We start from the raw sequence: 25,263 nt of genomic DNA, 5'->3' as shown, positions 1-25,263 counted from the left end.
CGGTTACACCCTCGTCAGCCCTGCCGTTATGGTGACGACGATGCCGCCCTCCGCCATATATATTAATAAGGTGTAGGCAGTCTCCTTGCCCCTTGCCCTTGCCCCTACGGTGGCGGCAAGCCCCTCTGATGGCGTCGCCAGCCCCCCGACGCGCGCCGAAATTAGGAAAATGCACATAATCGTCACTCCCTCAGTCAATTTCTTGGTAGAAAGCATCTCGCAATTCAAGTTTTTTATCTAACTTTGTCCCATACGAATATTTATAACCACTTTTACAGAGCACAACTAATTCATGAAAAAAAGAGGAATTACCACATTGTGGCTTCTGATGGTGGCGCTGGTCATGATGGCCAAGAGCTATACCGTCACATCGCCCAACGGGCAGCTTACCGCCCAGGTAGAGGTAGGCACAGTCATCAAGTACAGTCTCAAGGACGCCAGCCAGCAGCTCGTGCTGCCCTCGGCCATAGCCCTCAAGACCGACAGAGGCACATGGGGAGAGAACTCCCATCTGCGCCGTGCCGTGAAGACAACCCACCGTGGCCAGATAGCCGCCTTTGCCTACAAGCGCAACGAGGTGAGCGACTGCTACAACCAGTTGCGCCTCCAGTTCAAGGAGGGATTTGACCTCATCTTCCGCCTCTACGACGAGGGCATGGCCTACCGTTTCGCCTCGACCCTCAAGAGCGAGGTTACCATCAACGACGAGCAGGCGCAGATGCGTTTTGCCCGCGACTGGAAAGCGCAGATACCCTATGTGCGCGACAGTGGCGACCGCGAAGACCAGCTCCACAACTCGTTTGAGAACAACTATACCCACACCGCGCTGTCACAGCTCATGGACACCCGCCTCATCTTCACCCCGCTCATCGTCGAGGCCGACAAGGGCGTGCGGCTCTGCGTGGCAGAGAGCGATGTCGAGCACTATCCCGGGCTCTTCTGGCTGGGCAACGGCAAGACGCCCGAGCTCACCGGCGTGTGTGCCCCCTATCCCAGCGGCATCAAGATTGGAGGCTACCGACTGCTCGAGCAGCTGCCCACAGGTCGCGAGAACTATCTCGTCAAGGCCCATGCGCAGCAGCAGTTCCCCTGGCGCATCATCTGCTATGCCACTGCCGACGAGCAGTTGCTCGACAACGACATGGTATACCGCCTTGCCTCACCCTCTCGCCTCGCCGACACCTCATGGATACGCCCCGGCAAGGTGGCTTGGGACTGGTGGAACGACTGGGGAGTATACAAGGTAGACTTCCGGGCCGGTATCAACACCGAAACCTATAAGTACTACATCGACTTTGCCCACCGCCACGGCATAGAGTACATCCTCCTCGACGAGGGATGGGCCAAGCGCCGTCGCAACGACCTCTTCGCCATCGTGCCGGGCATAGACATCAAGGCCATCGTAGACTATGGCAAGGCCAAGGGCGTCGGCGTGATCCTCTGGGCCGGCTACTATCCCTTCGACAAGGACATGGAGCGCGTGTGCAAGCACTACTCGGAGATGGGAGTCAAGGGCTTCAAGGTCGACTTCATCAACAGCGACGACGCCCGCATCGTAGACTTCCACTACCGTGCCGCCGCGATGACCGCCAAGTACCACCTGCTCATCGACTTCCACGGCACCTACAAGCCCACCGGACTCAACCGCACCTATCCCAATGTCATCAACTTTGAGGGCGTCAACGGACAGGAGCAGACCAAGTGGTGTACCATCAAGGAGTACAACCAGCCTCTCTACGATGTCACCGTACCCTTTGCCCGCATGCTCGCCGGACCTATGGACTACACCCAGGGAGCCATGATCAACGGCACCCAGACCACCTATGCCCCCAACAACTCACGGCCTATGAGCCAGGGCACCCGCACCCACCAGCTGGCGCAGTATGTGGTCTTCCTCTCGCCCCTCAATATGCTCTGCGACTCGCCCACCCACTACAACCAGGAAGAGGAGTGCACCCGATTTATCGTGTCGGTACCCACCGTCTGGGACGAGACCATCCCGCTCAAGAGCGAGATAGGTGAGTATGTGGCAGTGGCACGCCGCAAGGACGGCAAATGGTTTGTGGGTGCGCTCACCAACTGGACCGCGCGCGACCTCACCCTCGACCTCTCGCCGCTCAACATCGCCGGTCGCCAGGCCGACGCGTTCTACGACGGCATCAATGCCGACCGTTCGGCAGAAGACTACAAGCGCTGCCAGATTACCATCCCCGAGGACGGCAAGCTCAAGGTGCACCTCGCCCCCGGCGGTGGATTTGTCATGGCGGTAGAGTAGGAGAGCGCCACTATCTCCGCCACGGCGGAATGCCCCGATACAGAGCCTCGGGCGTAGCATACGGGTTTGCCCGATTGCCCCGAGGCCGATACTGATGGAAATACGGATATCGCTGATTTGCCTGATAGCATTTGCCAAGAATATCAGACCAATCAGCGATATCCGTATTCGTTTTGTAGGAGCAGATATAGATGCGGTGATTGGTTTAGGGGTTGATACTTGTGCTGGATGCGGGGACGGGTGATTGGTTTGTGGTTGATGCTTGTGATGGATGCGGGGGCGGGTGATTGGTTTGGGGTTGATGCTTGTGATGGATGTGGGGTTTCCGATTGGTTTGGGGTTGATAATTGTGATGGATGTGGGGTTGGGCGATTGGCCTGATTTTATGGGCATCATCCCCAAGGCATAGCAGGTCCATTCCAGCAGCAACTCTGTAGGAGTTGCGATTTCCCAGCCCAGGGTTGCGGGCGAAGCACGCTACCCTGGGTATATATACAATAAGGTATAGCAATGCTGTAAGTATTGCGTTTAGCCGAAGGCGTTACCCCGACGCAAACCCATCGCTACCTATATGTAGGGGAATTATCCAACTGAGTATAACGCCTACGGCTAAGCGCAACTCTTACAGAGTAGCAATATTAGTGGGTGCATTACCCAGGGTAGCGGGCCATGCCCGCAACCCTGGGCTATGTAATCGCAACTCCTACAGAGTTGCCGGGGGTTGCGTACCATCCACAACGGACTAACCATACATGCCCCATCGGTTCGCACCATCCACAATGTGCTAACCATACATGACGCATAGGTGCGTACTATCTATAATAAATGGAGGCCCGTCAGCAGCGGCAACTCCTACAGAGTTGCCAGGGGTGCGTACCATCCACAACGGACTAACCATACATGCCCCATCGGTTCGCACCATCCACAATGTGCTAACCATACATGACGCATAGGTGCGTACTATCTATAATAAATGGAGGCCCGTCAGCAGCAGCTACTCTGTAGGAGTTGCGATTTCCCAGCCCAGGGTTGAGGGGCGAAGCACCTCTACCCTGGGTAAGGATATAAAAAGAGATGGCAACTCTGTAGGAGTTGCGATTAGCCGAAGGCGTTACCCCCGACGCACCCCCATTCCACTTCACATATTATCAGACCACCCCCAACGCAGATAATCATAAAAAATGTTTGATTTCTGTAATACATATTCAAAAATATGCGTAACTTTGTCTGTGAAAACAATATACGCGATATGAACGACAACCACAACAGCCGACGGGGAGGACGACGCGAGGGCGCCGGACGACCATCGACAGACAGCAAACTCTTTACCTTCAGGGCACCACGACAGGTGGCGACGCTGATAGACAGCCACCCCAACAAGAGCGAGTTTATCACCCGATGCATCCGACAGGCTGCCAGCGCCACCACAGCGCTCGGGCGGATGGGCACCGTGGTGAGCGCCACCGAACTGGACGACCTCGCGCTGCCCTACTTCGACATAGGGCTGGTGGCGGGCTTCCCCATACCGCTCGACAACGACGAGCGCAGCCAGGACATCAACCTCCTGCGCATGCTCTGCCCCAACCCCGAAGCATCGTATCTCATACGCGTCGAGGGCAACTCGATGATAGACGCCGACATCCACTCGGGCGACATCGTCATCGTAGACAAGAGCCGCCGCAACCCCTCGGAGAGCGAGGTGGCGGTATGCGAGCTCAATGGAGAGTACACCCTCAAGCGCTTTGTACGGCGGGGCGACGAGGGATGGCTCGTTCCCGCCAACCCCGACTTCCCCGAGATACGCGTGACGCCCGCCGACTCCTTCAGCGTATGGGGTACGGTGACGTATATCATCCACCGGCCCAGAGACTGACGATATGTGGGCACTGGTAGATTGCAATAGCTTCTTCTGTTCGGTAGAGAAGGTGTTCCACCCGGGACTCCAGGGACGACCCGTGTGCGTGCTGTCGAGCAACGACGGCTGCATCGTGGCGCTCACGCCCGAAGCCAAGGCCGTGGGACTGCGCCGCGGCGACCCGCTCTTCAAGGTGAGCGACATCGTGGAGCGCCACCAGGTCAGGGTGTTCTCGACCAATATGCAGCTCTACGCCGCCATGAGCAAGCGGGTGACCAACATACTGCGGCAGAGCATCATGCGCGTCGAGAACTACAGCATCGACGAGAGCTTCTGCGACCTCGGAGGATATGAGCGCCACCACAACCTGACGGAGATGATGCGCGACATAGCCGGGCGCATACGCCTGTGGACCGACATACCCGTGAGCGTGGGCATAGCCCCCTCCAAGACCCTCGCCAAGATGGGCAGCAAGTTTGCCAAGCAGTATTGCGGCTACCACGGCGTGTGCTGCATAGACAGCGACGACAAGCGGCGCCGCGCACTGCAGCTCTTCGACCTCGCCGACGTGTGGGGGATAGGACGCCGTACGCTGGAGCGGCTCAACTATTACGGCATACACTCGCCGCTGCAACTGGCAGACAAGAGCGAGGCGTGGGTGAAGAGCCATCTCGCCAAACCGGGAGTGCAGACATGGATGGAACTCAACGGCCAGCCCTGTATAGACACCACCGAGGTGAGGCGCAACCAGACGGTGACCACCTCGCGCAGCTTCGGCAGCATGGTCGAGAGCATGGAGCAGCTCAAGTCGGCGGTAGCCACCTTTGCCGCGTCGTGCGCCAACAAGCTGAGAGGTCAGCAGGCCGTGGCGCGACAGGTCACGGTGTTTATCGCCAGCAACGCCTTTCGCGACGACCTGGCGCAGTATGCCAATGCCGCCACCGTGACGGTGCTCACCCATACGGCCGACACCATGGAGATAACCGCCGCCGCTCTCCAGGCGCTGGCGCACATCTACCACCACGGGGTGATGTACAAGAGGGCAGGGGTGACGGTGAGCGACATCATCGCCGCCCACGCCGCCACAGCCGACCTCTTCGACCCCATCACCAACAGGGCAGAGCGGGCACAGCTCATGGCAGCCACCGACAACATCAACCAGCGCTACGGGCTGAAGACCATCAGACTGGCAGCCGAAGGCGACGAGCAGCAGCCTTGGAAGGTGAAATGCGAGCACCGCAGCCCCAACTACCTCACGGATATCAGAGACATACTCGTAGTGGGATGACCCTACGCGCCGTGCAGACTACCATGGCCGGCGCGCACCGTAAGTTACGAGCCCTCGTGTCGTACGAAACGAGCCCACGTATCAACCGTCACGAGCTCACGTATCAACCGTCACGAGCCCGCCATGACCATCGCCATGGCAGCCAATGCGGTCGCGACAACCCTAAGGACGGTCGCGCCGTTCCCCGAGGCCATCATAATCATTACCATGACAGTTATTATTTTTGCAGAGTTGGATATAAGGATTGCAGCGTTGGCCATAAATAATGCAGAGCAGCCAATAAGTGTTTCAAGGTTTGATACACATTTTCCCACGGTGTTCAAATGTAAATGCAAATCGATTGATTTGAGCGCATTTGGCCGGTACGCACCCCCGGCAACTCTGACGGAGTTGCGATTACATAGCCCAGGGTTGCGGGCCATGCCCGCAACCCTGGGTAATGCCCCCACTAATATAGCTACTCTGTAAGAGTTGCGCTTAGCCGTAGGCGTTATACTCAGTTGGATAATTCCCCTACATATAGGTAGTGATGGGTTTGCGTTGGGGTAACGCCTTCGGCTAATCGCAACTCCTACAGAGTTGCTATCTTTTTTTATATCCTAACCCAGGGTAGAGGTGCTTCGCCCCTCAACCCTGGGCTGGGAAATCGCAACTCCTACAGAGTTGCCGCTGCTGACGGGCCTCCATTTATTATAGATAGTACGCACCTATGCGTCATGTATGGTTAGCACATTGTGGATGGTGCGAACCGATGGGTCATGTATGATTAGTCCATTGTGGATGGTGCGAACCGATGGGTCATGTATGATTAGTCCATTGTGGATGGTGCGAACCGATGGGGCATGTATGGTTAGTCCATTGTGGCTGGTACGCACCCCCGGCAACTCTGACGGAGTTGCGATTACATAGCCCAGGGTTGCGGGCATGGCCCGCTACCCTGGGTAATGCCCCCACTAATATAGCTACTCTGTAAGAGTTGCGCTTAGCCGTAGGCGTTATACTCAGTTGGATAATTCCCCTACATATAGGTAGCGATGGTTTTGCGTCGGGGTAACGCCTTCGGCTAATCGCAACTCCTACAGAGTTGCTATACCTTATTATAAATATACCCAGGGTAGAGGCGCTTTGCACCTCTGCCCTGGGCTTGGAAATCGCACCTCCTACAGGGTTGCTGTAGGAATGTGGCTGGTATGTGATAACTGGCTCTATGAGAGCCGTGACGGTTGCGGAGTTTTGGGCCGCATCATGCGCCGTGCTGGCGTACGCCCATGCGGGCTTCGACTACGTTGACGATGTAGTCGCCCAGCTTCTCGCACTCCTGGATGATATCCATATACATGGTACCACAAGCGTAGGAGTAGGCGTGTTCGTTGACATCGTTGATGTTCTGGGTCTTGAGCTGTCCGCGATAGTTGTTGATTTCGGTCTCAAGGTTGAACGAGGTGTTGGGGTCGAAGTTCTCCTTGTGGCGCTTGAACATGGTGTTCATCTGGGTAAGTGCCGAGTCGATGAGTCCAAACATCTGATGCGTGTGGTCGTACTGCTTCTCGGTGAAGTCTTCCTTGCTCTTGAACTTGCGGTTGAGGGTGCGCGCAATGTTGTAACAGCTGTCGCCGATAGACTCTATTTCGCTTATCTCGCGCAGCATGGCGCGTATCTTGGCCTTGGTCTCGTCGCTGAGGTGCGAGTCGCTGACGTTGTCGAGGTAGTTGCCTATCTCAATCTCCATGTGGTCTGATATGCCTTCATACTTCTCGATGCGCGAGAAGAGCTTGATGAACTTATCGCTATCCTTCTCGTAGAGCAACTCATTGACCATGCCAAACATGCGCTGTATACGCTCCGAGTAGCTCTGTATTTCTTTCTGCGCCTCAAGCACTGAGAGCTCGGGGGTCTTCATGATACCGCTCTGGATGAACCGCAGGCGGAAGTCTTCGTCCTCGGCATTGGGTTTCGGCTTGATGAGTCGGCACACGAGTCGCTCTATCTGCGGGATGAACCACACGAGGATAGAGGTGTTGGCGAGGTTGAAGGTGGTGTGGAAGGCAGCGAGCACGAAGCTGAGCTTGGCGGCGTTGGCGAGGAAGCCGGGGTCGCCCTGGTGGAGCGACTCGTCGTAGCCCACAAATCCGCAGACCATGTCGACAAACGGGCGGAACACGAGCAGTATCCAGCACACGCCGAAGAGGTTGAACACCATGTGTGCAAGGGCGGCACGGCGGGCCTGGGCGTTGGCGGTGAGCGCAGCCACATTGGAGGTGACAGTGGTACCGATATTCTCACCCATCACCAAGGCTATACCCTGATAGATGGGCAGCACGCCGGTAGAGCAGAGTATCATGGTGATGGCCATGATGGCTGCCGAGCTCTGCACACACATGGTGAGCAGACTGCCGATGATGAGGAAGGTCACGGTGGTGAGCAGGCTGTTGGGGTCGAAGCTCTGGAAGAAGTCGAGTACAGCCTGGTTGTGGGAGAGGTCCATGTCGATACCCGTCTGGCGCAGGGTGCCCAGTCCGAGGAACATGAAGGAGATACCGAAAATGAAATCGCCGACCATCTTCCGCTTCTTGGAATAAATCAAGATGATAGCGATGAAGAAAGCCGGCCATACGAAGTCGGTAATGTTGAAAGAGAAACCCGCGCTCATAATCCATGCCGTAAGCGTGGTGCCGATATTGGCTCCCATGATGACGGAGATGGCTTGGGCCAAAGTGAGCAAACCGGCATTGACAAACGATACCGTCATTACGGTAGTGGCGGTAGACGACTGTACCGCGGCTGTAATAAACGTACCGGTAAGGATGCCCATTAAACGGTTGGTTGTCATGGCGCCAAGGATATGGCGCAGCTGTGGTCCTGCCATCTTCTGCAGGCTGTCGCTCATCGTTTTCATACCAAACATAAGCAAGGCTAATGAACCGATAAGCTTAAAAAAAATCCAAATCGACATATTTTTGATAAAAAGTTTGTAAGAAGTCGATAATAATTACTAATTTAGCCCTGTCAATCAAAAGAATCTATCCAATGATGAAACAGATGCTACTTATACGTTGCAAAAATAATAAAAAAGTTTTAAAAGTCAACGTTGGAAGTACACTTTCTGAAGTTTTTTCTGCTTCGGAGCTTAAAATGGACCATGGTCCGGTGTGCGCAAGGGTAAACAATAAGGTGCAAGGCATGCACTACCGGCTCTACAACGACAAGGATGTGGAGTTTCTGGATATGCGGTCGGGCTCGGGGTCACGCACGTACACGCGTACCTTATTTTTTATATGTTGCAAGGCCATCAACGACCTCTACGGCAATGTGGAGGTGCGTATAGACATACCGGTGTCTAAGGGTTACTATGTACACGTCAAGCTGGGAAGAGACATTACCGCCGACGATGTGGCACGTATACGCTGCCGCATGCAGGAGATAATAGACGCCGACACGCCCATACGCCGCCGCATGGTGACTGCCGAGGAAGCCATACGCCTCTTCAGCGAGAAGGGCGACATGTCGAAGGTGAAGCTGCTCAAAGGCCAGGGCAAGCTCTATACGGTGTACTACCAGATAGACGACTTCATCGACTACTTCTACGGTGCCCTGCTGACCAGCACCAGTGAGGTCTATCTCTTTGACCTCGTGGCCTACAGCGATGGAATGCTGCTGCGCGTCCCCTCGCGCGAAGATCCCGGCCAGTTGTGCCCAATGCCCCGCCAGCAGAAGATGTTTGATGTGTTCAAGGAGCACCACGAGTGGCAGAACATCATCGGTCTGCGCACCGTGGGCGACCTCAACGACGCCGTGGACAAGGGGTTTGCCACAGACATCATCAATGTGAACGAGGCTCTGCAGGAGAAGAAGATAGCCCGCATCGCCGACCAGATAGCCGCGCGCCACGATGTGAAGCTGGTGCTGCTGGCCGGTCCGTCGTCGTCGGGAAAGACCACAACCTGCAAGCGACTGAGCATACAGCTGCTCACCTGCGGACTCAAGCCACTCCAGATATCGCTCGACGACTACTTCATAGACCGCGACAAGACTCCGCTCGACGCCAATGGCGAGTATGATTATGAGAGCATACACGCCCTCAACATAGCCCTCATCAACGAGCAGTTTAATGCCCTCTTCAAGGGCGAGGAGATAGAGTTGCCCAGATACAACTTCCAGACGGGCAAGAGCGAGAAGAGCGGCAAACGGCTGAAGCTGGGCCCCAATGACATAGTGGTGGTCGAAGGCATACACGCCCTCAACCCCGAGCTTACCGCCCAGATTCCCGAGCAGCAGAAGTTCCGCGTGTATGTGTCGGCACTCACCACCATCCTGCTCGACGAGCACAACTATATCCCCACGACCGACAACCGGTTGCTGCGCCGCATCATACGCGACTACAAGTATCGTGGCGTAAGCGCCCAGGAGAGCATACACCGCTGGCCCAGCGTGCGCGCCGGCGAGGAACGGTGGATATTCCCCTACCAGGAGAATGCCGACGCCATGTTCAACAGTGCCATGCTCTACGAACTGGCCGTCATCAAGCAGCAGGCTGAACCGCTGCTCGAGCAGGTGCCCGAAAACTGCGAGGAATATGCCGAGGCACACCGCCTGCTCAAGTTCCTGCGCTATTTCCATGCTATCTCTTACCGTCAACTGGCTCCCACCAGTCTGCTGCGCGAGTTCCTTGGCGGTAGTTCATTCAAATACTAAAACTAAAACAGTTATTCATTTTACCTTGACATCCTGTTATGGAAGAAGACATCGTGATCAAAGAGTTGGACCAGGTTGTAGTAAGATTCTCTGGCGACTCCGGTGACGGCATGCAATTGGCCGGCAACATCTTTTCTACCATTTCTGCCACCGTGGGCAACGACATCAGTACCTTCCCCGATTATCCTGCCGACATCCGTGCCCCGCAAGGCTCGCTTACGGGTGTTTCCGGATTCCAGGTGCACATCGGCGACGGCACGGTATATACTCCCGGTGACCGTTGTGACGTGCTGGTGGCGATGAATGCCGCTGCGCTGAAGACCCAGTACAAGTATACGAGGCCCCAGGCCACCATCATCATCGACACCGACAGTTTCGGTCCCAACGACCTGCGCAAGGCCGATTTCCTCACCGACGACTATCTGGGCGAACTGGGCATAGACCCCGACTGCGTGGTGGCTTGCCCCATCACCACGATGGTGAAACACTGTCTGGAAGACTCGGGTATGGACAACAAGAGCATTCTCAAGTGTCGCAACATGTTTGCCCTGGGAATGGTGTGCTGGTTGTTTGACCGCAACCTTGAACTCGCCGAAGAGTTCTTGCACCATAAGTTTGGCAAGAAGCCCCAGGTGGCTGAGGCCAACATACGCGTGGTGCATGCCGGCTACGACTATGCCCACAACACCCATGCCGGCGTGCCCGCCACCTATCGCATAGAGACCCACTCCAAGGTGCCCGGACGCTATATGGACATCACCGGCAACAAGGCTACCGCCTACGGACTGATAGCCGCCGCCGAAAAGGCAGGACTGAAGTTGTATCTGGGTTCATACCCCATCACTCCCGCCACCGACATACTGCACGAACTGTCCAAGCACAAGTCGTGTGGCGTCATCACGGTGCAGTGTGAAGACGAGATATCGGCTTGCGCCAGCGCCATAGGTGCCTCGTTTGCCGGAGCACTGGCAGCCACCTCTACCTCGGGTCCCGGCATCTGTCTGAAGAGCGAGGCCATCAACCTGGCTGTCATCGACGAGTTGCCGCTGGTCATCATCGACGTTCAGCGTGGCGGTCCCTCGACCGGTCTGCCCACCAAGAGCGAGCAGACCGACCTGCTGCAGGTGCTCTACGGCCGCAACGGAGAGAGTCCCATGCCCGTAATCGCTGCCACCAGCCCCACCGACTGCTTCTCGGCAGCCTACATGGCAGCCAAGATAGCCCTGGAGCATCTCACCCCCGTGGTGCTGCTCACCGACGCCTTCATCGCCAACGGTTCGGCGGCATGGCGTCTGCCCAAGATGGACGACCTGCCCGAGATACATCCCCACTATGCCACCAGCGACCAGCGCTACAGGTATACCCCCTATCAGCGCGACCCCGAAACCTGTGTGCGCTATTGGGCTATACCCGGACAGGAAGGCTATACACACATTCTGGGCGGACTGGAGAAGGACGGCAAGACCGGCAGCATATCGACCGAGCCCGAGAACCACGATCTGATGGACCATCTGCGCTCGCGCAAGGTGGCTCGCATCGAAGTGCCCGACCTCGAGGTGCAGGGCGACAAGGACGACGCTGAACTGCTCATCGTGGGATTCGGTTCGACCTACGGCCATCTGCTCTCCACGCTCAAGGAACTGCGTGGCAAGGGTTACAAGGTGGCACTGGCACAGTTCAAGTATGTCAACCCGCTGCCTCACAATACCGTCGAGGTGCTCAACCGCTATCCCAAGGTAGTGGTGGCCGAACAGAATCTGGGTCAGCTGGCTGCGCTGCTGCGTATACGCATCAACAACTTCTCGCCCTACCAATATAATAAGGTGAAGGGCCAGCCCTTTGTGGTCAGCGAGCTCACCGAAGAGTTTGAGAAGATACTGCTTGCGCCCAACCGCACCAAGACCGGCCTCACCTATGAGGACAACATCATCGCTTAACCCTTAACAGAAGTCATTATGAACGAATATACAGCCAACGATTACAAGAAAGGGCAGCCACGATGGTGCCCTGGATGTGGCGACCATTTCTTCCTGTCCAGTCTGCACAAAGCCATGGCCGAACTGGGCGTTCCTCCCTATCAGACGGCAGTAATCAGCGGCATAGGTTGCTCCAGCCGTCTGCCCTATTACGTCAACACCTATGCCATGCAGACCATCCACGGACGTGCGGCAGCCATTGCTACCGGTACCAAGATAGTGAACCCCGACCTCGCCGTATGGCAGATTAGCGGCGACGGCGACGGACTGGCCATCGGAGGCAACCACTTCATCCACGCCATGCGCCGCAATATCGACCTCAACATGATACTGCTCAACAACCGTATCTACGGACTCACCAAGGGTCAGTACAGTCCTACATCGCCACGCGGTTTCGTCTCCAAGTCTTCGCCCTATGGTACGGTGGAAGACCCCTTCCGCCCCGCCGAACTCTGCTTTGGCGCCCGCGGACGCTTCTTCGCCCGAGCTGTGGCCAACGACGGTGCCGGCACTGTGGAAATCCTCAAGCGTGCCTACCAGCACAAGGGAGCCTCGGTGTGCGAGATTCTGCAGAACTGCATGATATTCAACAATGGTTGCTATGCTCCCATCTATACCCGCGAAGGTCGTAGCCGCAACGCCATCTACGTGGAAGACGGCAAGCCGCTGGTTTTCGGCGAAAACCATGAATATGGACTCGTGCAGGAAGGCTTCGGACTCAAGGTGGTCGAGATTGGACGCGACGGTTATACCCTCGACGACATCCTCGTACACGACAGCCACTGCGAGGACAACACCCTGCAGCTCAAGCTCGCCATGATGGACAATGAGCACGGTTTCCCCGTGGCTCTCGGCGTGATACGCGATGTCGAGGCTCCTACCTACGACAGCTGCGTCAACCAGCAGGTGGAAGAAGTCAAGGCCCAGAAGCCTTATCACAACTTTGAGGAACTGCTTGAGACCAACGACATCTGGGAGGTGAAGTAGCAACGTCATCTCCGCACCATCCACCCTTACCGCCGCCGGTGCCGAGATACTCTCCTTCGGCCCCGAGATGGTGAAATATAAGGCATCTTGGTGAAAAACAAGCGAAAACATTTGCAGAGTTGGGAAAATATGCGTAACTTTGCATCGTTCAGTGGAATGAGGGACTCCAACCGGAGTTCCTCATTTTTTAATAATAACCGTATGATAGATAAAAACGTTGTAAAAAGCGTAGTAGAGGAATGGCTTAAGGATAAGGAGTATTTCCTCGTGGATGTAGAGATTAGTACAGACAACCGTATCGTAGTCGAAATCGACCATGCCGATGGCGTGTGGATTGAAGACTGCGTAGAGCTGAGCAGGTTTATCGAAGACCATCTGAGCCGTGATGAAGAAGATTACGAGCTTGAGGTGGGTTCAGCCGGCCTGGGCCAGCCTTTCAAGGTTCCCCAGCAATACATCAACTTCATTGGCGAAGAGGTCGAGGTGCTCGATGCCGACGGTATCAAGGTGCGCGGCACGCTGAAGAGCGTTGACGGCAACGACTTTGTGGTCAGCGTGAGCGAGAAGGTAAAGGTAGAGGGCAAGAAGCGCCCCCAGCTCATGGATGTCGACCACCACTATCAGATGGATAAGGTGAAATATACTAAATACTTAATAAGTTTCAAATAAGCTATGGCAGCAAAGAAAACAAACGAGGTGACAATCAGTATGATTGATACCTTCAAGGAGTTTAAGGATACTAAGAACATAGACCGCACCACACTGGTGAGCGTGCTTGAAGAGAGCTTCCGCAACGTGTTGGCCAAGATTTACGGCAGCGACGAGAACTTCGACGTGATTGTCAACCCCGACAAGGGCGACTTCGAAATCTATCGCAACCGCGTGGTCGTTAACGACGGTGAGGTGCAGGACGAGAATAAGGAAATCAGCCTGACCGACGCCCGCAAGATTGAGCCCGACTACGAGGTGGGCGAGGACGTTTCGGAGAGCGTGAACTTTGCCAAGTTCGGCCGCCGCGCCATCCTTACCCTCCGCCAGACCCTGGCGTCCAAGATACTGGAGCTGGAGCACGACTCGCTCTATAATAAATATAAGGACCGCGAGGGCCAGGTTATCTCTGCCGAAGTATACCAGATATGGAAGCGTGAGGTACTTCTTGTCGATGACGAGAACAACGAGCTCATCCTGCCCAAAGCAGAGCAGATACCCTCCGATGTGTACCGCAAGGGCGAGACCATTCGTGCCGTGATAGAGCGCGTGACCAATGACAACAACAACCCCAAGATCATCCTGAGCCGTACCAGCCCCAAGTTCCTGGAGCGATTGCTCGAGGCCGAGGTGCCCGAGATAGCCGATGGTCTGATTGTCATCAAGAAGATTGCCCGCATGCCCGGCGAGCGCGCCAAGGTTGCCGTTGAGAGCTTCGACGACCGCATCGACCCCGTAGGAGCCTGCGTGGGAGTCAAGGGAAGCCGCGTGCATGGCATCGTGCATGAGTTGGGCAACGAGAACATCGACGTCATCAACTGGACCGCCAATACCAAGCTTTATATCCAGCGTGCGCTGAGTCCTGCACGTATCAACAGCATCAGCGTGAACGAGGAAGAGCACAAGGCCGAGGTCTATCTCCAGCCCGAGGAGGTCAGCCTGGCTATCGGTCGTGGCGGTATGAACATCAAGCTGGCTTCGCTGCTCACCGAGTACACCATCGACGTATTCCGTGACGTTACAGGCAACGAGGTCGAGGAAGACATCTATCTGGACGAGTTCTCCGACGAGATCGACCAGTGGGTTATCGACGCTGTCAAGGCGCTCGGACTCGACACAGCCAAGCAGGTAATCTCGGCTCCACGCGAGATGCTTATCGAGAAGGCCGACCTCGAAGAAGAGACCGTCGACCACATGCTCGATGTGCTGCGTGCTGAATTTGAACAATAATAGAAAACAATTAAGAGAAAGGAAGAGGTAATTAATGAGTATCAGATTAAATAAAGCATTAAGAGAACTGAACATCGGACTCCAGACGGCAGTGGAGTTCTTGGAGAAGAGAAAAGAACTGGGCGAAGTGAAGTCAGAGCCCAGCTTCAAGCTGAACGACGAGCAGTACAATGCTCTTCTCGAAGCGTTCAAGCAAGATGCTGATGTAAGAAACAAGGCAGAGCTGATGTCCCACAAGAAGCAACAGGACAAGAAGCAGGCTGCCGAAGAGAAGAAGCAGGCTGCCGAGGACAAGAAGCAGACCGCCGAAGCACAGCCGAAGACCAAGTCGCAGACCTTTAATGTGATTGGCAAGATAGACCTTGACAGCCTCAATAAGAAGCCAAAGTCACCCGCGCCAGCTGCTACTCCTGCCTCCGACAATACCGAGAGTAAGACCGCTGCCGTAAGTCAGAAACCGGAAGAGAAGAAAGCCGAACCCAAGGTGGAAGCACCCAAGGAGGAAAAGCCCGTAGCCAAGGAGACCCCCAAGGCCGAGAAGCCTGTGGCTGCACCCGTGGCAGAGAAGAAGGAAGAGAAGCCCTCCGCAGCCCCCGTGGCCGAGAAGGCTCCCGAGGCTCCTGCCCAGGAAAAGGCTCCCGCCGAGATGGCTCCTGCCACAGCCGGAGTCTTCAAGCTCCCCACCGAAGCCAAGAACCCCAATGCCCCCAAGGTCAATGTGCTGGGCAAGATAGACCTTGACGCCATCAACCAGAGCACCCGACCCAAGAAGAAGACCAAGGAGGAAAAGCGAAAGGAGCGTGAGGAAAAGGCACAGGCCAAGAACGGCGAGAAGAAGAAGCGCCAGCGCATAGGAAAGGAGCGCGTGGACATCAACGCCGAGGCTGAGAGCAACAACGGCCGCAACAAGAAGAAGAACGGTAACGGCAACAACAATAACCCCAATGCCAACAACGCCAACAACGCCAACAACGGTGGCAACGGCAAGAATGTCAAGAACCGCAAGCGCAACCAGAAGCCTCTCGAGGTAGACGACGAAGCCGTAGCACGCCAGGTGAAAGAGACGCTTGCCCGCCTTACCAACAAGAACCAGAACAAGAAGGGCGCCAAGTACCGCAAGGAGAAGCGAGAGGCCGTCCAGGAGAAGCTCTCCCAGGAGGCAAAGGCTGAGCGCAAGGAGAGCAAGACGCTCAAACTCACCGAGTTTGTTACCGTGAGCGAGCTCGCCACGATGATGGACGTGAGCGTCACCCAGGTCATCTCTACCCTCATGGGCGTAGGCATCATGGTGTCTATCAACCAGCGCCTCGACGCCGAGACCATCAATCTGGTGGCCGAGGAGTTCGGCTTCAAGACCGAGTATGTGAGTGCTGAGGTTCAGGAAGCCGTGAGCGTAGAGGAAGACGACGAAGCCGACCTCGTGTCGCGTGCGCCAATCGTTACCGTGATGGGCCACGTAGACCACGGTAAGACCTCGCTGCTCGACCATATCCGCAACACCAACGTGATAGCCGGCGAGGCCGGAGGTATCACCCAGCACATCGGCGCCTATAGCGTGACGATGAAGAACGGCCGCAAGGTGACCTTCCTCGATACCCCTGGCCACGAGGCGTTTACCGCCATGCGTGCCCGTGGTGCCCAGGTTACCGATATCGCCATCATCATCATCGCTGCCGACGACTCTGTGATGCCCACCACCAAGGAGGCCATCGCCCATGCCCAGGCTGCCGGCGTGCCCATGGTGTTTGCCATCAACAAGATAGACAAGCCCGGAGCCAACCCCGACAAGATACGCGAGGACCTCGCCAACATGAACCTGCTGGTCGAAGAGTGGGGTGGCAAGTATCAGTGCCAGGAGATCAGTGCCAAGAAGGGCATCGGTGTCGACGAACTGATGGAGAAGGTGCTGCTCGAGGCCGACATGCTCGACCTCAAGGCCAACCCCAACCGCAAGGCTGTGGGCACCATCATCGAGTCGTCGCTCGACAAGGGCCGCGGCTATGTCAGCACCGTGCTGATTGGCAACGGTACCCTCAAGGTGGGCGACTACGTGATAGCCGGTACCAGCTGGGGACGCATCAAGGCCATGTTCAATGAGCGCAACCAGCGCATCGACAGTGCCAAGCCCGCCGAGCCCGCCATCATCCTGGGTCTCAACGGTGCGCCCACTGCCGGCGATGCCTTCCACGTGCTCGATACCGAGCAGGAGGTGCGCGAGATAGCCAACAAGCGCGAGCAGTTGCAGCGCGAGCAGGGTCTGCGCACCCAGAAGCGACTCTCCCTCGACGACATCTCCCACCGCATCGCCCTCGGCTCGTTCAAGGAGCTCAATATCATCGTCAAGGGTGATACCGACGGTAGTATCGAGGCTCTCAGCGACTCGTTCATCAAGCTCTCTACAGAGAAGATCAATGTCAACGTCATCCACAAGGCTGTGGGCCAGATTTCGGAGAGCGATGTTACCCTCGCCGACGCGTCCGATGCCATCATCGTGGGCTTCCAGGTACGTCCTTCGGCTGCCGCGCGTAAGCTCGCCGACCAGGAAGGCGTAGAAATCAATACCTACTCCGTCATCTACGACGCCATCGACGACGTAACCTCTGCCATGGAGGGTATGCTCGACAAGGTGAAGAAGGAAATCATCACCGGACAGGTAGAGGTGCGCCAGGTCTACAAGATTTCCAAGGTGGGTGCCGTTGCCGGATGTCTCGTTACCGAAGGCAAGGTACACAGCAAGGACAAGGCGCGCGTCATCCGCGACGGTATCGTGGTCAAGACCGCTCCTATCGACTCGCTCAAGCGCTATAAGGACGATGTGAAGGAGGTACCCACAGGTATGGAGTGTGGTATCAGTCTGGTCAACTACAACGACATCCTCGAGGGCGACATCCTCGAGACCTTCACCGAGATAGAGGTAGAGCAGAAGCTCTAAGTCCGGCAGGATAGCCATACTATTGACTTAATAAGGCTATAAGCGGAAATATAGGTAGTGGCATCCTGTTCGTAGAAGAGGGTGTCACTATCATGGTTAATACGACAGAGTGTATCGGGGAGATGTGTATCCAGCCCGTTCGCTCATATGTCATGACACATTAAATCAATGGCAGACAAAGAGAAAAATGAGTTTGTAAGACAGGTGGCCGACCAGAAGTACGAGTTCGGGTTTACCACCAATGTGCATACAGATATTATCGATAAGGGACTCAACGAGGATGTGGTGCGCCTTATCTCGCAGAAGAAGGGAGAGCCCGAGTGGCTGCTCGACTTCCGCCTGAAGGCATTCCGCTACTGGCTCACCCAGCCCCAGCCCACGTGGGGCCACGTGCATTTGCCGGAGATAGACTACCAGGCCATCTCCTACTATGCCGACCCGCTCGCCAAGAAGCCCAAGGACAACAAGATAGACCCCGAGCTCGAGAAGACCTTCGACAAGCTCGGCATACCCCTCGAAGAGCGGCTCGCGCTCAGCGGCACCGCCGTCGACGCCATCATGGACTCCGTGTCGGTGAAGACCACCTTCAAGGAGCAGCTCCGCGAGAAGGGAGTCATCTTCTGCAGCATCGGCGAAGCCGTCAAGGAGCATCCCCAGTTGGTGCGCGAGTACCTGGGCTCGGTCGTTCCCTACCGCGACAATTTCTTTGCAGCACTCAACAGTGCCGTCTTCAGCGACGGCTCGTTCGTCTATATCCCCAAGGGCGTGCGCTGCCCGATGGAGCTGAGCAGCTACTTCCGCATCAACGCCCGCAACACGGGCCAGTTTGAGCGCACGCTCATCGTAGCCGAAGACGACAGCTACGTGTCCTACCTCGAGGGCTGCACCGCACCCATGCGCGACGAGAACCAGCTCCATGCTGCCATCGTCGAGATTATCGTCAAGGACAACGCCGAGGTCAAATACTCCACCGTGCAGAACTGGTACCCCGGCGACGAGCACGGCAAGGGCGGCGTGCTCAACCTTGTGACCAAGCGAGGCGACCTGCGGGGCAACAACTCCAAGCTCAGCTGGACCCAGGTCGAGACTGGCTCGGCCATCACATGGAAATATCCTTCCTGCGTCCTCCGTGGCGACGGTTCTCAGGCCGAGTTCTATTCGGTTGCCGTCACCAACCACTATCAGGAGGCCGACACCGGTACCAAGATGATACACATGGGCAAGAACACCAAGAGCACCATCATCTCCAAGGGTATCTCTGCCGGACACAGCCAGAACTCCTACCGCGGACTGGTGCGCGCCACCAGCAATGCAGACAACGCCCGCAACTACAGTTCCTGCGACTCGTTGCTGCTGGGTTCCGACTGCGGAGCCCACACCTTCCCCTATATGGATATCCACAATGACACAGCCATCGTGGAGCACGAGGCTACCACCTCCAAGATTTCGGAAGACCAGTTGTTCTACTGCAATCAGCGAGGCATACCCACCGAGCAGGCCGTAGGTCTCATCGTCAACGGCTATGCCAAGGAGGTGCTCAACAAGCTGCCCATGGAGTTTGCCGTTGAGGCTCAGAAACTGCTCAGTGTATCACTCGAAGGAACCGTAGGTTAGACCGTTATGCGACAGATTGTTACCCTATTGATGCTGGTCATGGCTGCCTCGGTGCAGGCCCAGGACGACGACAGCCCCCGTTGGTCTGTCGACGCCCACATTGGTGGCAACGCCCTTGTCAGTGGCTCCGCCTCGGGCGGCGATGTGCCCATCTATCGTTCGGGCTCCACTTCCCAGTCGGGTCTGGTCACCCGGCTTCATGTCGAGTACCTTCTGCCCATCTATTTTCCCCTCAGCGTCAAGGCCGGATATGAGCACGAAGAGATTACGATGCTCAAGGGCGACGCCTCCTACGACCTCAGCCAGCTCTCCCTTGGTGCCCGCTGGCGCCCGGCTTCGCCCCTGTGGCACGTGCAGCCCTATGCCGGCTTCGATGTGCTCTGGGCACCGTCGGCAGAGCGCGGCGGCATGGATATGGAGACCCGGATCGGCTCTCTCAACTATTCCTACCGCGCCCGAGGCGTGGTGCGCATGCCCCGATTCAGCATGGGCCCCGTCGTAGGCGCCGACATCTATCTTTTTTCCCACATAGCTCTCCAGGCAGAGTACAGCTACCGCCTGGGACTTGGCTCCCATTATCATGTCGATTACTCCGACAGCCGTTCCCACACCGTTTCAGCCTACTGTCATGGACAGCCCCATCGTCACGTGTTGACCGTGGGACTCAAGCTCGACTTCCCCTTCCGTTTCGACAGCGACGATGTGCGCGGACTGTTGCAGGGGCTGTTAGATTTGTATTAATTCACCATAAACCATTACATATATGTTAGAGGTAAGAAATCTGCATGCTACCATAGCAGGCAAAGAGATATTAAGAGGCATCAATCTCACCATCGGCGACGGTGAGATCCATGCCATCATGGGCCCCAACGGTTCGGGCAAGTCCACGCTCAGCGCCGTCCTTACCGGCAACCCGCTCTACACCGTTACCGAGGGCGAAGCCATCTTCAACGGCAAGAACCTCTTGGACATGAAGCCCGAAGACCGCGCCCGCGAGGGACTCTTCCTCTCCTTCCAGTATCCCGTCGAGATACCCGGCGTGTCGATGACCAACTTCATGAAGGCCGCCGTCAATGCCAAGCGCGAGTACCAGGGTCTGGAGCCACTCAACGCCAGCGAGTTTATCAAGCTCATGCGCGAGAAGCGACAGATAGTAGAGCTCGACAGCAAGCTCTCCCACCGCAGCGTCAACGAGGGCTTCTCCGGCGGCGAGAAGAAGCGCAACGAGATCTTCCAGATGGCCATGCTCGAGCCACGGCTGAGCATCCTCGACGAGACCGACTCCGGTCTGGATGTCGACGCCATGCGCATCGTGGCCGACGGTGTCAACAAGATGCACACCCCCGAGACCTCCGCCATCGTCATCACCCACTACGAGCGTCTGCTCGATATGATCAAGCCCAGCGTGGTCCATGTGCTCTACCGCGGACGCATCGTCAAGACCGCCGGACCCGAACTCGCCAAGGAGATAGAGCAGCGCGGCTACGACTGGATCAAGGCTGAGGCCGGCGAGTAAGCCTCTCCCATCACCTTATTATATATATAGATATGAATAGCGAACAACAGTATATCGATCTCTATACCCAGAGCTCGGGTATCATCAACGCCCACTCGGCACCGGTGATGAACGCATTGCGCGAGCAGGCCTTCGCCGACTTCAGGCGTATGGGCTTCCCCACGCGCAAGGTAGAGCGATATAAGTATACCGACGTGGCCAAGCTCTTCGAGCCCGACTACGGGCTCAACCTCAACCGCCTCGACATCCCCGTCAACCCCTACGACGCCTTCCGCTGCGATGTGCCCAATCTCAGCACCTCGCTCTACTTCGTGGTCAACGACAGCTTCTACACCCGCCAGCTGCCCCAGGCCCATCTGCCCGAGGGAGTCATCGTCGACAGCCTCTGCCGGGTGGCAGCCACGCAGCCCCAGCTCGTAGAGCCCTACTACGGACGCCTCGCCCAGACCGGAGCCGACGCTCTCGTGGCGCTCAACACCATGCTTGCCCAGGACGGACTCTTCATCTACGTGCCACGCCATGTGCGCATGGACCGCACCGTGCAGATTATCAACATCCTGCGCTCCGATGTCGACCTCATGGTCAACCGCCGCGTGCTCATCGTCGTAGAGCAGGGCGCCGAGGCACGGTTCCTCTTCTGCGACCACGCAGCCGACGACCGCCGCTTCCTCGCCACCCAGGTCATCGAGGCATACGTGGGCGACAACGCCAGCCTCGACCTCTACTGCATGGAAGAGACCCACATACGCAATACCCGCACCAGCAACGTCTTCATCGAGCAGCAGGCCAACAGCCGCGTCAACCACAATGTCATCACCCTGCACAACGGCACCACCGTCAACCGCCTCGACCTCACCTTCAGAGGCGAGGGAGCCGAGTGCTGCTGCAACGGATGCGTCATCGCCGACAAGACACAGCGCGTGGACAACAATACGCTCATAGACCACCAGGTGCCCCACTGCACCAGCAACGAGCTCTACAAGTATGTGCTCGACGACAACGCCGTGGGAGCCTTCGCCGGACGCGTGCTCGTGCGCCACGGAGCCCAGAAGACCTCCTCGCAGGAAACCAACCAGAACCTCTGCGCCTCGCGTACCGCCCGCATGTACACCCAGCCCATGCTCGAAATCTATGCCGACGATGTCAAGTGCGCCCATGGCAGCACCGTCGGCCAGCTCAACGATGCCGCCCTCTTCTATATGCGCCAGCGCGGCATCAGCCTCGACGAGGCACGGCTGTTGCTCGAGTTTGCCTTTATCAATGAGGTTATCGACACCATCCGCCTCGAACCCCTCAAGGACCGGCTGCACTACCTCGTAGAGAAGCGTTTCCGCGGCGAACTCAACAAGTGTGAGGGATGTAAACTTTGTCATTAAGCCTATGTATGATATCCATCAGGTGCGCGCCGATTTCCCCATCCTCTCGCGCACCATCTACGACAAACCCCTGATTTATCTCGACAACGGCGCCACCACCCAGAAGCCGCTGTGCGTGCTCGACGCCATGCGCGACGAGTATCTCAATGTCAATTCCAACGTACATCGAGGCGTACACTGGCTCTCCCAGCAGGCCACCGAGCTCCACGAGGCAGCCCGCGAGACCGTGCGACGCTTCATCAACGCCCGCTCCACCTCAGAGATAGTCTTCACCCGAGGCACCACTGAGGGCCTCAATCTCGTGGCTTCATCCTTCGCCGAGGCCTGCATGACCGAGGGCGACGAGGTCATCGTCTCTGTCATGGAGCACCACTCCAACATCGTGCCCTGGCAGCTCCAGGCACGCAAGCGCGGCATCGTGGTCAAGGTGATACCCATCAACGAGCGCGGCGAGCTGCTCCTCGATGGGTATGAGCGCCTCTTCACCCCGCGCACACGCATCGTCAGCATCTGCCATGTCAGCAATGTGCTGGGCACCGTCAATCCCGTAGAGCAGATGGTAAGCATCGCCCACGCCCACAACGTGCCCGTGATGGTCGACGGCGCCCAGAGCGCACCCCACATCCCCGTCGATGTGCAGCAGATAGACTGCGACTTCTTCGCCTTCAGCGGCCACAAGATGTACGGCCCCACCGGCGTCGGCGTGCTCTATGGCAAGGAAGAGTGGCTCGACCGCCTGCCTCCCTATCAGGGCGGTGGCGAGATGATAGAGCACGTCAGCTTCGAGCATACCACCTTCGAGCGCCCGCCCCTCAAGTTTGAGGCAGGCACCCCCGACTATATCGCCACCCACGGTCTGGCCACAGCCATCGACTACATCGAGCGGCTGGGCATGGACAACATCAGCGCCCACGAGCACCGACTCACCAGCTATGCCATGGACCGTCTCGGTGCCATACCCGGCATGCGCATCTTCGGAACCTCCGACCGCAAGGACGCCGTCATCAGTTTCCTCGTCGGCGACATCCACCCCATGGACATGGGCACCCTGCTCGACCGCCTGGGCATCGCCGTGCGCACCGGCCACCACTGCGCCCAGCCTCTCATCGACCACCTGGGCATCCTCGGCACCGTGCGCGCCTCCTTCGGCCTCTACAACACCTGTGAAGAGATAGACCGTCTGGCAGAGAGCATCGAGCGCGTCGCGCGCATGTTCTAATCCCCGCCCCCTCATGGCAGAGCCACGGGCCCAGCAGCACCCTACGCGTCCTGCTGGGTCCGTGGCTCTGCCGTTTCTTGCCCTCAGCCGCCCCGCGAGTCCCAGCCACCGTCCCCATTAGTCCTCTCAGCAGCCGCGAGTCCCCTCTGTTCTCCCATTAGTCCCCTCCGCCGCCGCCCCAGTTAGTCCTCTCAGCAGCCGCGAGTCCCCTCTGTTCTCCCATTAGTCCCCTCCGCCGCTGCGCGAGTTTTCTCCGTTCTCTCACGACTCCTCTCCGCCGCCGCGCAGACCGCCGTTGCCCATGCGCAGACCACCATTGCCGCCGCGTATCGTAAGTCACGTGCCCACGTATCGTACGAAACGTGCTCTCGTGCCGACCGACGCGCGCTCCCGTTTCAACCGTTACGAGCCCGCCATGACCATCGCCACAGCAGCCAAAGTGGTCACGCCAACCCCCAAGACGGTCACGCCAACCCCCAAGACGGTCACGCCAACCCCCAATACGGTCATGCCGTTTCCCGAACGCGTCATAATCATTACCATGGCAGTCATCAATATTGCAGAGTTGGATATACATGTAGCAGAGTTGCCCATAGACAATGCAGAGTTGGCCACAAGTAATGCAAAGCACAAACTGTCTTTTAAGGTGGCAGTAGAGATGTAATGGTGGCTGTCGGTGTGACAGAAGCCCCATGTCGGTTTTCGCCTTGGCTGCCTTCCGTGGTCGGCAGCAGCCCTCTGCTACTGATAAATGACCATTGGCAGTCACTTTTTCTGATTGTCATTTGTTGTTATCCTTGTTATATTCTAATTTTGTAGGCAAAAGCCAGAGACAATGATAGCTATCAATGACAAGCTCGACGAACGGCTGCGCCAACAGATGGACGGCTGTCTGGATGAAGATGAGGAACTGCAGTTCCGCTTCATCGCCAAATCGTATGCGATGTGCGAAAACTCGATTGCCGTATTGAGCAATCTCCGCACCGACAAGAGCCATATATACTATGGCAAGACCAGCGATATCCTGGGCTTCGAGCCGGCGGGCAGCTATGAGAAGATAGACACCATCTGGGAAGAGAAGATACTGAGCCGCATTCACCCCGACGACCAGTGCCGCCGCCATCTGCAGGAACTGGTCTACTATCAGTTTGTGAGCACCTCTCACTCGGACCGGGCCTTCGACTGGTATCTCGAAAACACCATGCGCATGTGCGACAGTCACGGCAGATATCTCCCCACCCGCCACCGCATATTCTACTTCAAGGGCCATGGTCAGCGTGGCGTGTGCTATGCCATCTGTCTCTTCAACCTTGCCCCCAAGACCAGCCATCTTGCCCTGATGCGCAACTCTCTCAGCGGCGAGGAACGGCAGATAGACATCGACGAGAAGCAACTGCTCAGCGAGAGAGAGATTACCATCATGCATCTGGTCAATGAGGGACGCTCGAGCAAGGCCATCAGCGCCTGTCTGGATATCAGCAAGAACACGGTAGACCGTCACCGCCAGAACATCATCAACAAGCTGCAGGCATCTAATATGGTCGAGGCTTGCCACAAGGCCAAACAACTGGGATTACTGGATTGATACAACAACA

The 25,263-nt window shown here is 56.9% G+C and carries 18 protein-coding genes; 16 read left to right on the top strand and 2 right to left on the bottom strand.

Annotation, left to right across the window (positions count from 1 at the left end; genetic code table 11):
- Positions 1-3: 3 nt before the first annotated feature.
- Complete coding sequence (locus CIK87_RS08075) at positions 4-228, bottom strand: hypothetical protein (RefSeq protein ID WP_144008153.1); 225 nt, start codon at positions 226-228, stop codon at positions 4-6.
- Positions 229-292: 64 nt separating this feature from the next.
- Here CIK87_RS08075 and CIK87_RS08070 point away from each other — a divergent pair, with 64 nt between their 5' ends.
- From CIK87_RS08070 to CIK87_RS08060, 3 genes are all read left to right on the top strand, one after another.
- Positions 293-2,275, top strand: coding sequence for a glycoside hydrolase family 97 protein (locus CIK87_RS08070; protein WP_094386761.1), 1,983 nt, complete (start codon positions 293-295; stop codon positions 2,273-2,275).
- A gap of 1,213 nt (positions 2,276-3,488) precedes the next feature.
- Positions 3,489-4,148 carry a LexA family transcriptional regulator gene (locus CIK87_RS08065; protein WP_022310450.1) on the top strand — a complete coding sequence of 220 codons (660 nt, stop codon included), beginning with the start codon at positions 3,489-3,491 and terminating at the stop codon, positions 4,146-4,148.
- Positions 4,149-4,152: 4 nt separating this feature from the next.
- Positions 4,153-5,418: a Y-family DNA polymerase gene (locus CIK87_RS08060; RefSeq protein ID WP_094386759.1), complete on the top strand. Its 1,266-nt coding sequence runs from the start codon at positions 4,153-4,155 to the stop codon at positions 5,416-5,418.
- Positions 5,419-6,661: 1,243 nt separating this feature from the next.
- Here the strand turns inward: CIK87_RS08060 and CIK87_RS08055 are convergent.
- A complete protein-coding gene (locus CIK87_RS08055; RefSeq protein ID WP_022309866.1) occupies positions 6,662-8,371 on the bottom strand; it encodes a Na/Pi cotransporter family protein in 1,710 nt (569 codons plus the stop codon).
- A gap of 77 nt (positions 8,372-8,448) precedes the next feature.
- Between CIK87_RS08055 and CIK87_RS08050 the strand changes: the two genes are divergently transcribed.
- From CIK87_RS08050 to CIK87_RS07990, 13 genes are all read left to right on the top strand, one after another.
- Positions 8,449-10,110 (top strand): nucleoside kinase, encoded by a 1,662-nt coding sequence (locus tag CIK87_RS08050; protein WP_094386818.1) that lies wholly within the window; start codon positions 8,449-8,451, stop codon positions 10,108-10,110.
- Between the two features lie 38 nt (positions 10,111-10,148).
- Positions 10,149-12,047, top strand: a complete 1,899-nt coding sequence (locus CIK87_RS08045) for a 2-oxoacid:acceptor oxidoreductase subunit alpha (protein ID WP_094386758.1) — start codon at positions 10,149-10,151, stop codon at positions 12,045-12,047.
- 18 nt (positions 12,048-12,065) lie between these two features.
- Entirely contained in the window at positions 12,066-13,073 is a 1,008-nt protein-coding gene (locus tag CIK87_RS08040; RefSeq protein ID WP_022309869.1) for a 2-oxoacid:ferredoxin oxidoreductase subunit beta, read from the top strand.
- A gap of 201 nt (positions 13,074-13,274) precedes the next feature.
- Entirely contained in the window at positions 13,275-13,742 is a 468-nt protein-coding gene (rimP, locus tag CIK87_RS08035; protein ID WP_094386757.1) for a ribosome assembly cofactor RimP, read from the top strand.
- Positions 13,743-13,745: 3 nt separating this feature from the next.
- Positions 13,746-15,011 (top strand): transcription termination factor NusA, encoded by a 1,266-nt coding sequence (gene nusA, locus CIK87_RS08030; RefSeq protein ID WP_022309871.1) that lies wholly within the window; start codon positions 13,746-13,748, stop codon positions 15,009-15,011.
- Positions 15,012-15,045: 34 nt separating this feature from the next.
- Positions 15,046-17,943, top strand: coding sequence for a translation initiation factor IF-2 (gene infB / locus CIK87_RS08025; protein WP_094386756.1), 2,898 nt, complete (start codon positions 15,046-15,048; stop codon positions 17,941-17,943).
- A 168-nt stretch (positions 17,944-18,111) separates the two neighbouring features.
- The gene (sufB, locus tag CIK87_RS08020) at positions 18,112-19,557 is read left to right on the top strand and encodes a Fe-S cluster assembly protein SufB (protein WP_022309873.1); all 1,446 of its coding nucleotides are present in this window, start codon (positions 18,112-18,114) and stop codon (positions 19,555-19,557) included.
- A gap of 6 nt (positions 19,558-19,563) precedes the next feature.
- Positions 19,564-20,298: an outer membrane beta-barrel protein gene (locus CIK87_RS08015; RefSeq protein ID WP_094386755.1), complete on the top strand. Its 735-nt coding sequence runs from the start codon at positions 19,564-19,566 to the stop codon at positions 20,296-20,298.
- A 22-nt stretch (positions 20,299-20,320) separates the two neighbouring features.
- Positions 20,321-21,073 carry a Fe-S cluster assembly ATPase SufC gene (gene sufC, locus CIK87_RS08010; protein ID WP_022309875.1) on the top strand — a complete coding sequence of 251 codons (753 nt, stop codon included), beginning with the start codon at positions 20,321-20,323 and terminating at the stop codon, positions 21,071-21,073.
- 32 nt (positions 21,074-21,105) lie between these two features.
- A complete protein-coding gene (sufD, locus tag CIK87_RS08005; protein WP_094386754.1) occupies positions 21,106-22,449 on the top strand; it encodes a Fe-S cluster assembly protein SufD in 1,344 nt (447 codons plus the stop codon).
- A 4-nt stretch (positions 22,450-22,453) separates the two neighbouring features.
- Positions 22,454-23,668 (top strand): aminotransferase class V-fold PLP-dependent enzyme, encoded by a 1,215-nt coding sequence (locus CIK87_RS08000; RefSeq protein ID WP_022309877.1) that lies wholly within the window; start codon positions 22,454-22,456, stop codon positions 23,666-23,668.
- A gap of 301 nt (positions 23,669-23,969) precedes the next feature.
- Positions 23,970-24,332 (top strand): hypothetical protein, encoded by a 363-nt coding sequence (locus tag CIK87_RS07995; RefSeq protein WP_144008152.1) that lies wholly within the window; start codon positions 23,970-23,972, stop codon positions 24,330-24,332.
- A gap of 171 nt (positions 24,333-24,503) precedes the next feature.
- Positions 24,504-25,253, top strand: coding sequence for a response regulator transcription factor (locus CIK87_RS07990; RefSeq protein WP_022309628.1), 750 nt, complete (start codon positions 24,504-24,506; stop codon positions 25,251-25,253).
- Positions 25,254-25,263 lie beyond the last annotated feature (10 nt).

Origin of the sequence: Prevotella sp. P5-64, assembly GCF_002251285.1 — a bacterium.
GTDB lineage: Bacteria > Bacteroidota > Bacteroidia > Bacteroidales > Bacteroidaceae > Prevotella.
The sequence above is the reverse complement of the archived record's forward strand: the minus strand, read 5'-3'. Positions and strand labels throughout refer to the sequence as shown.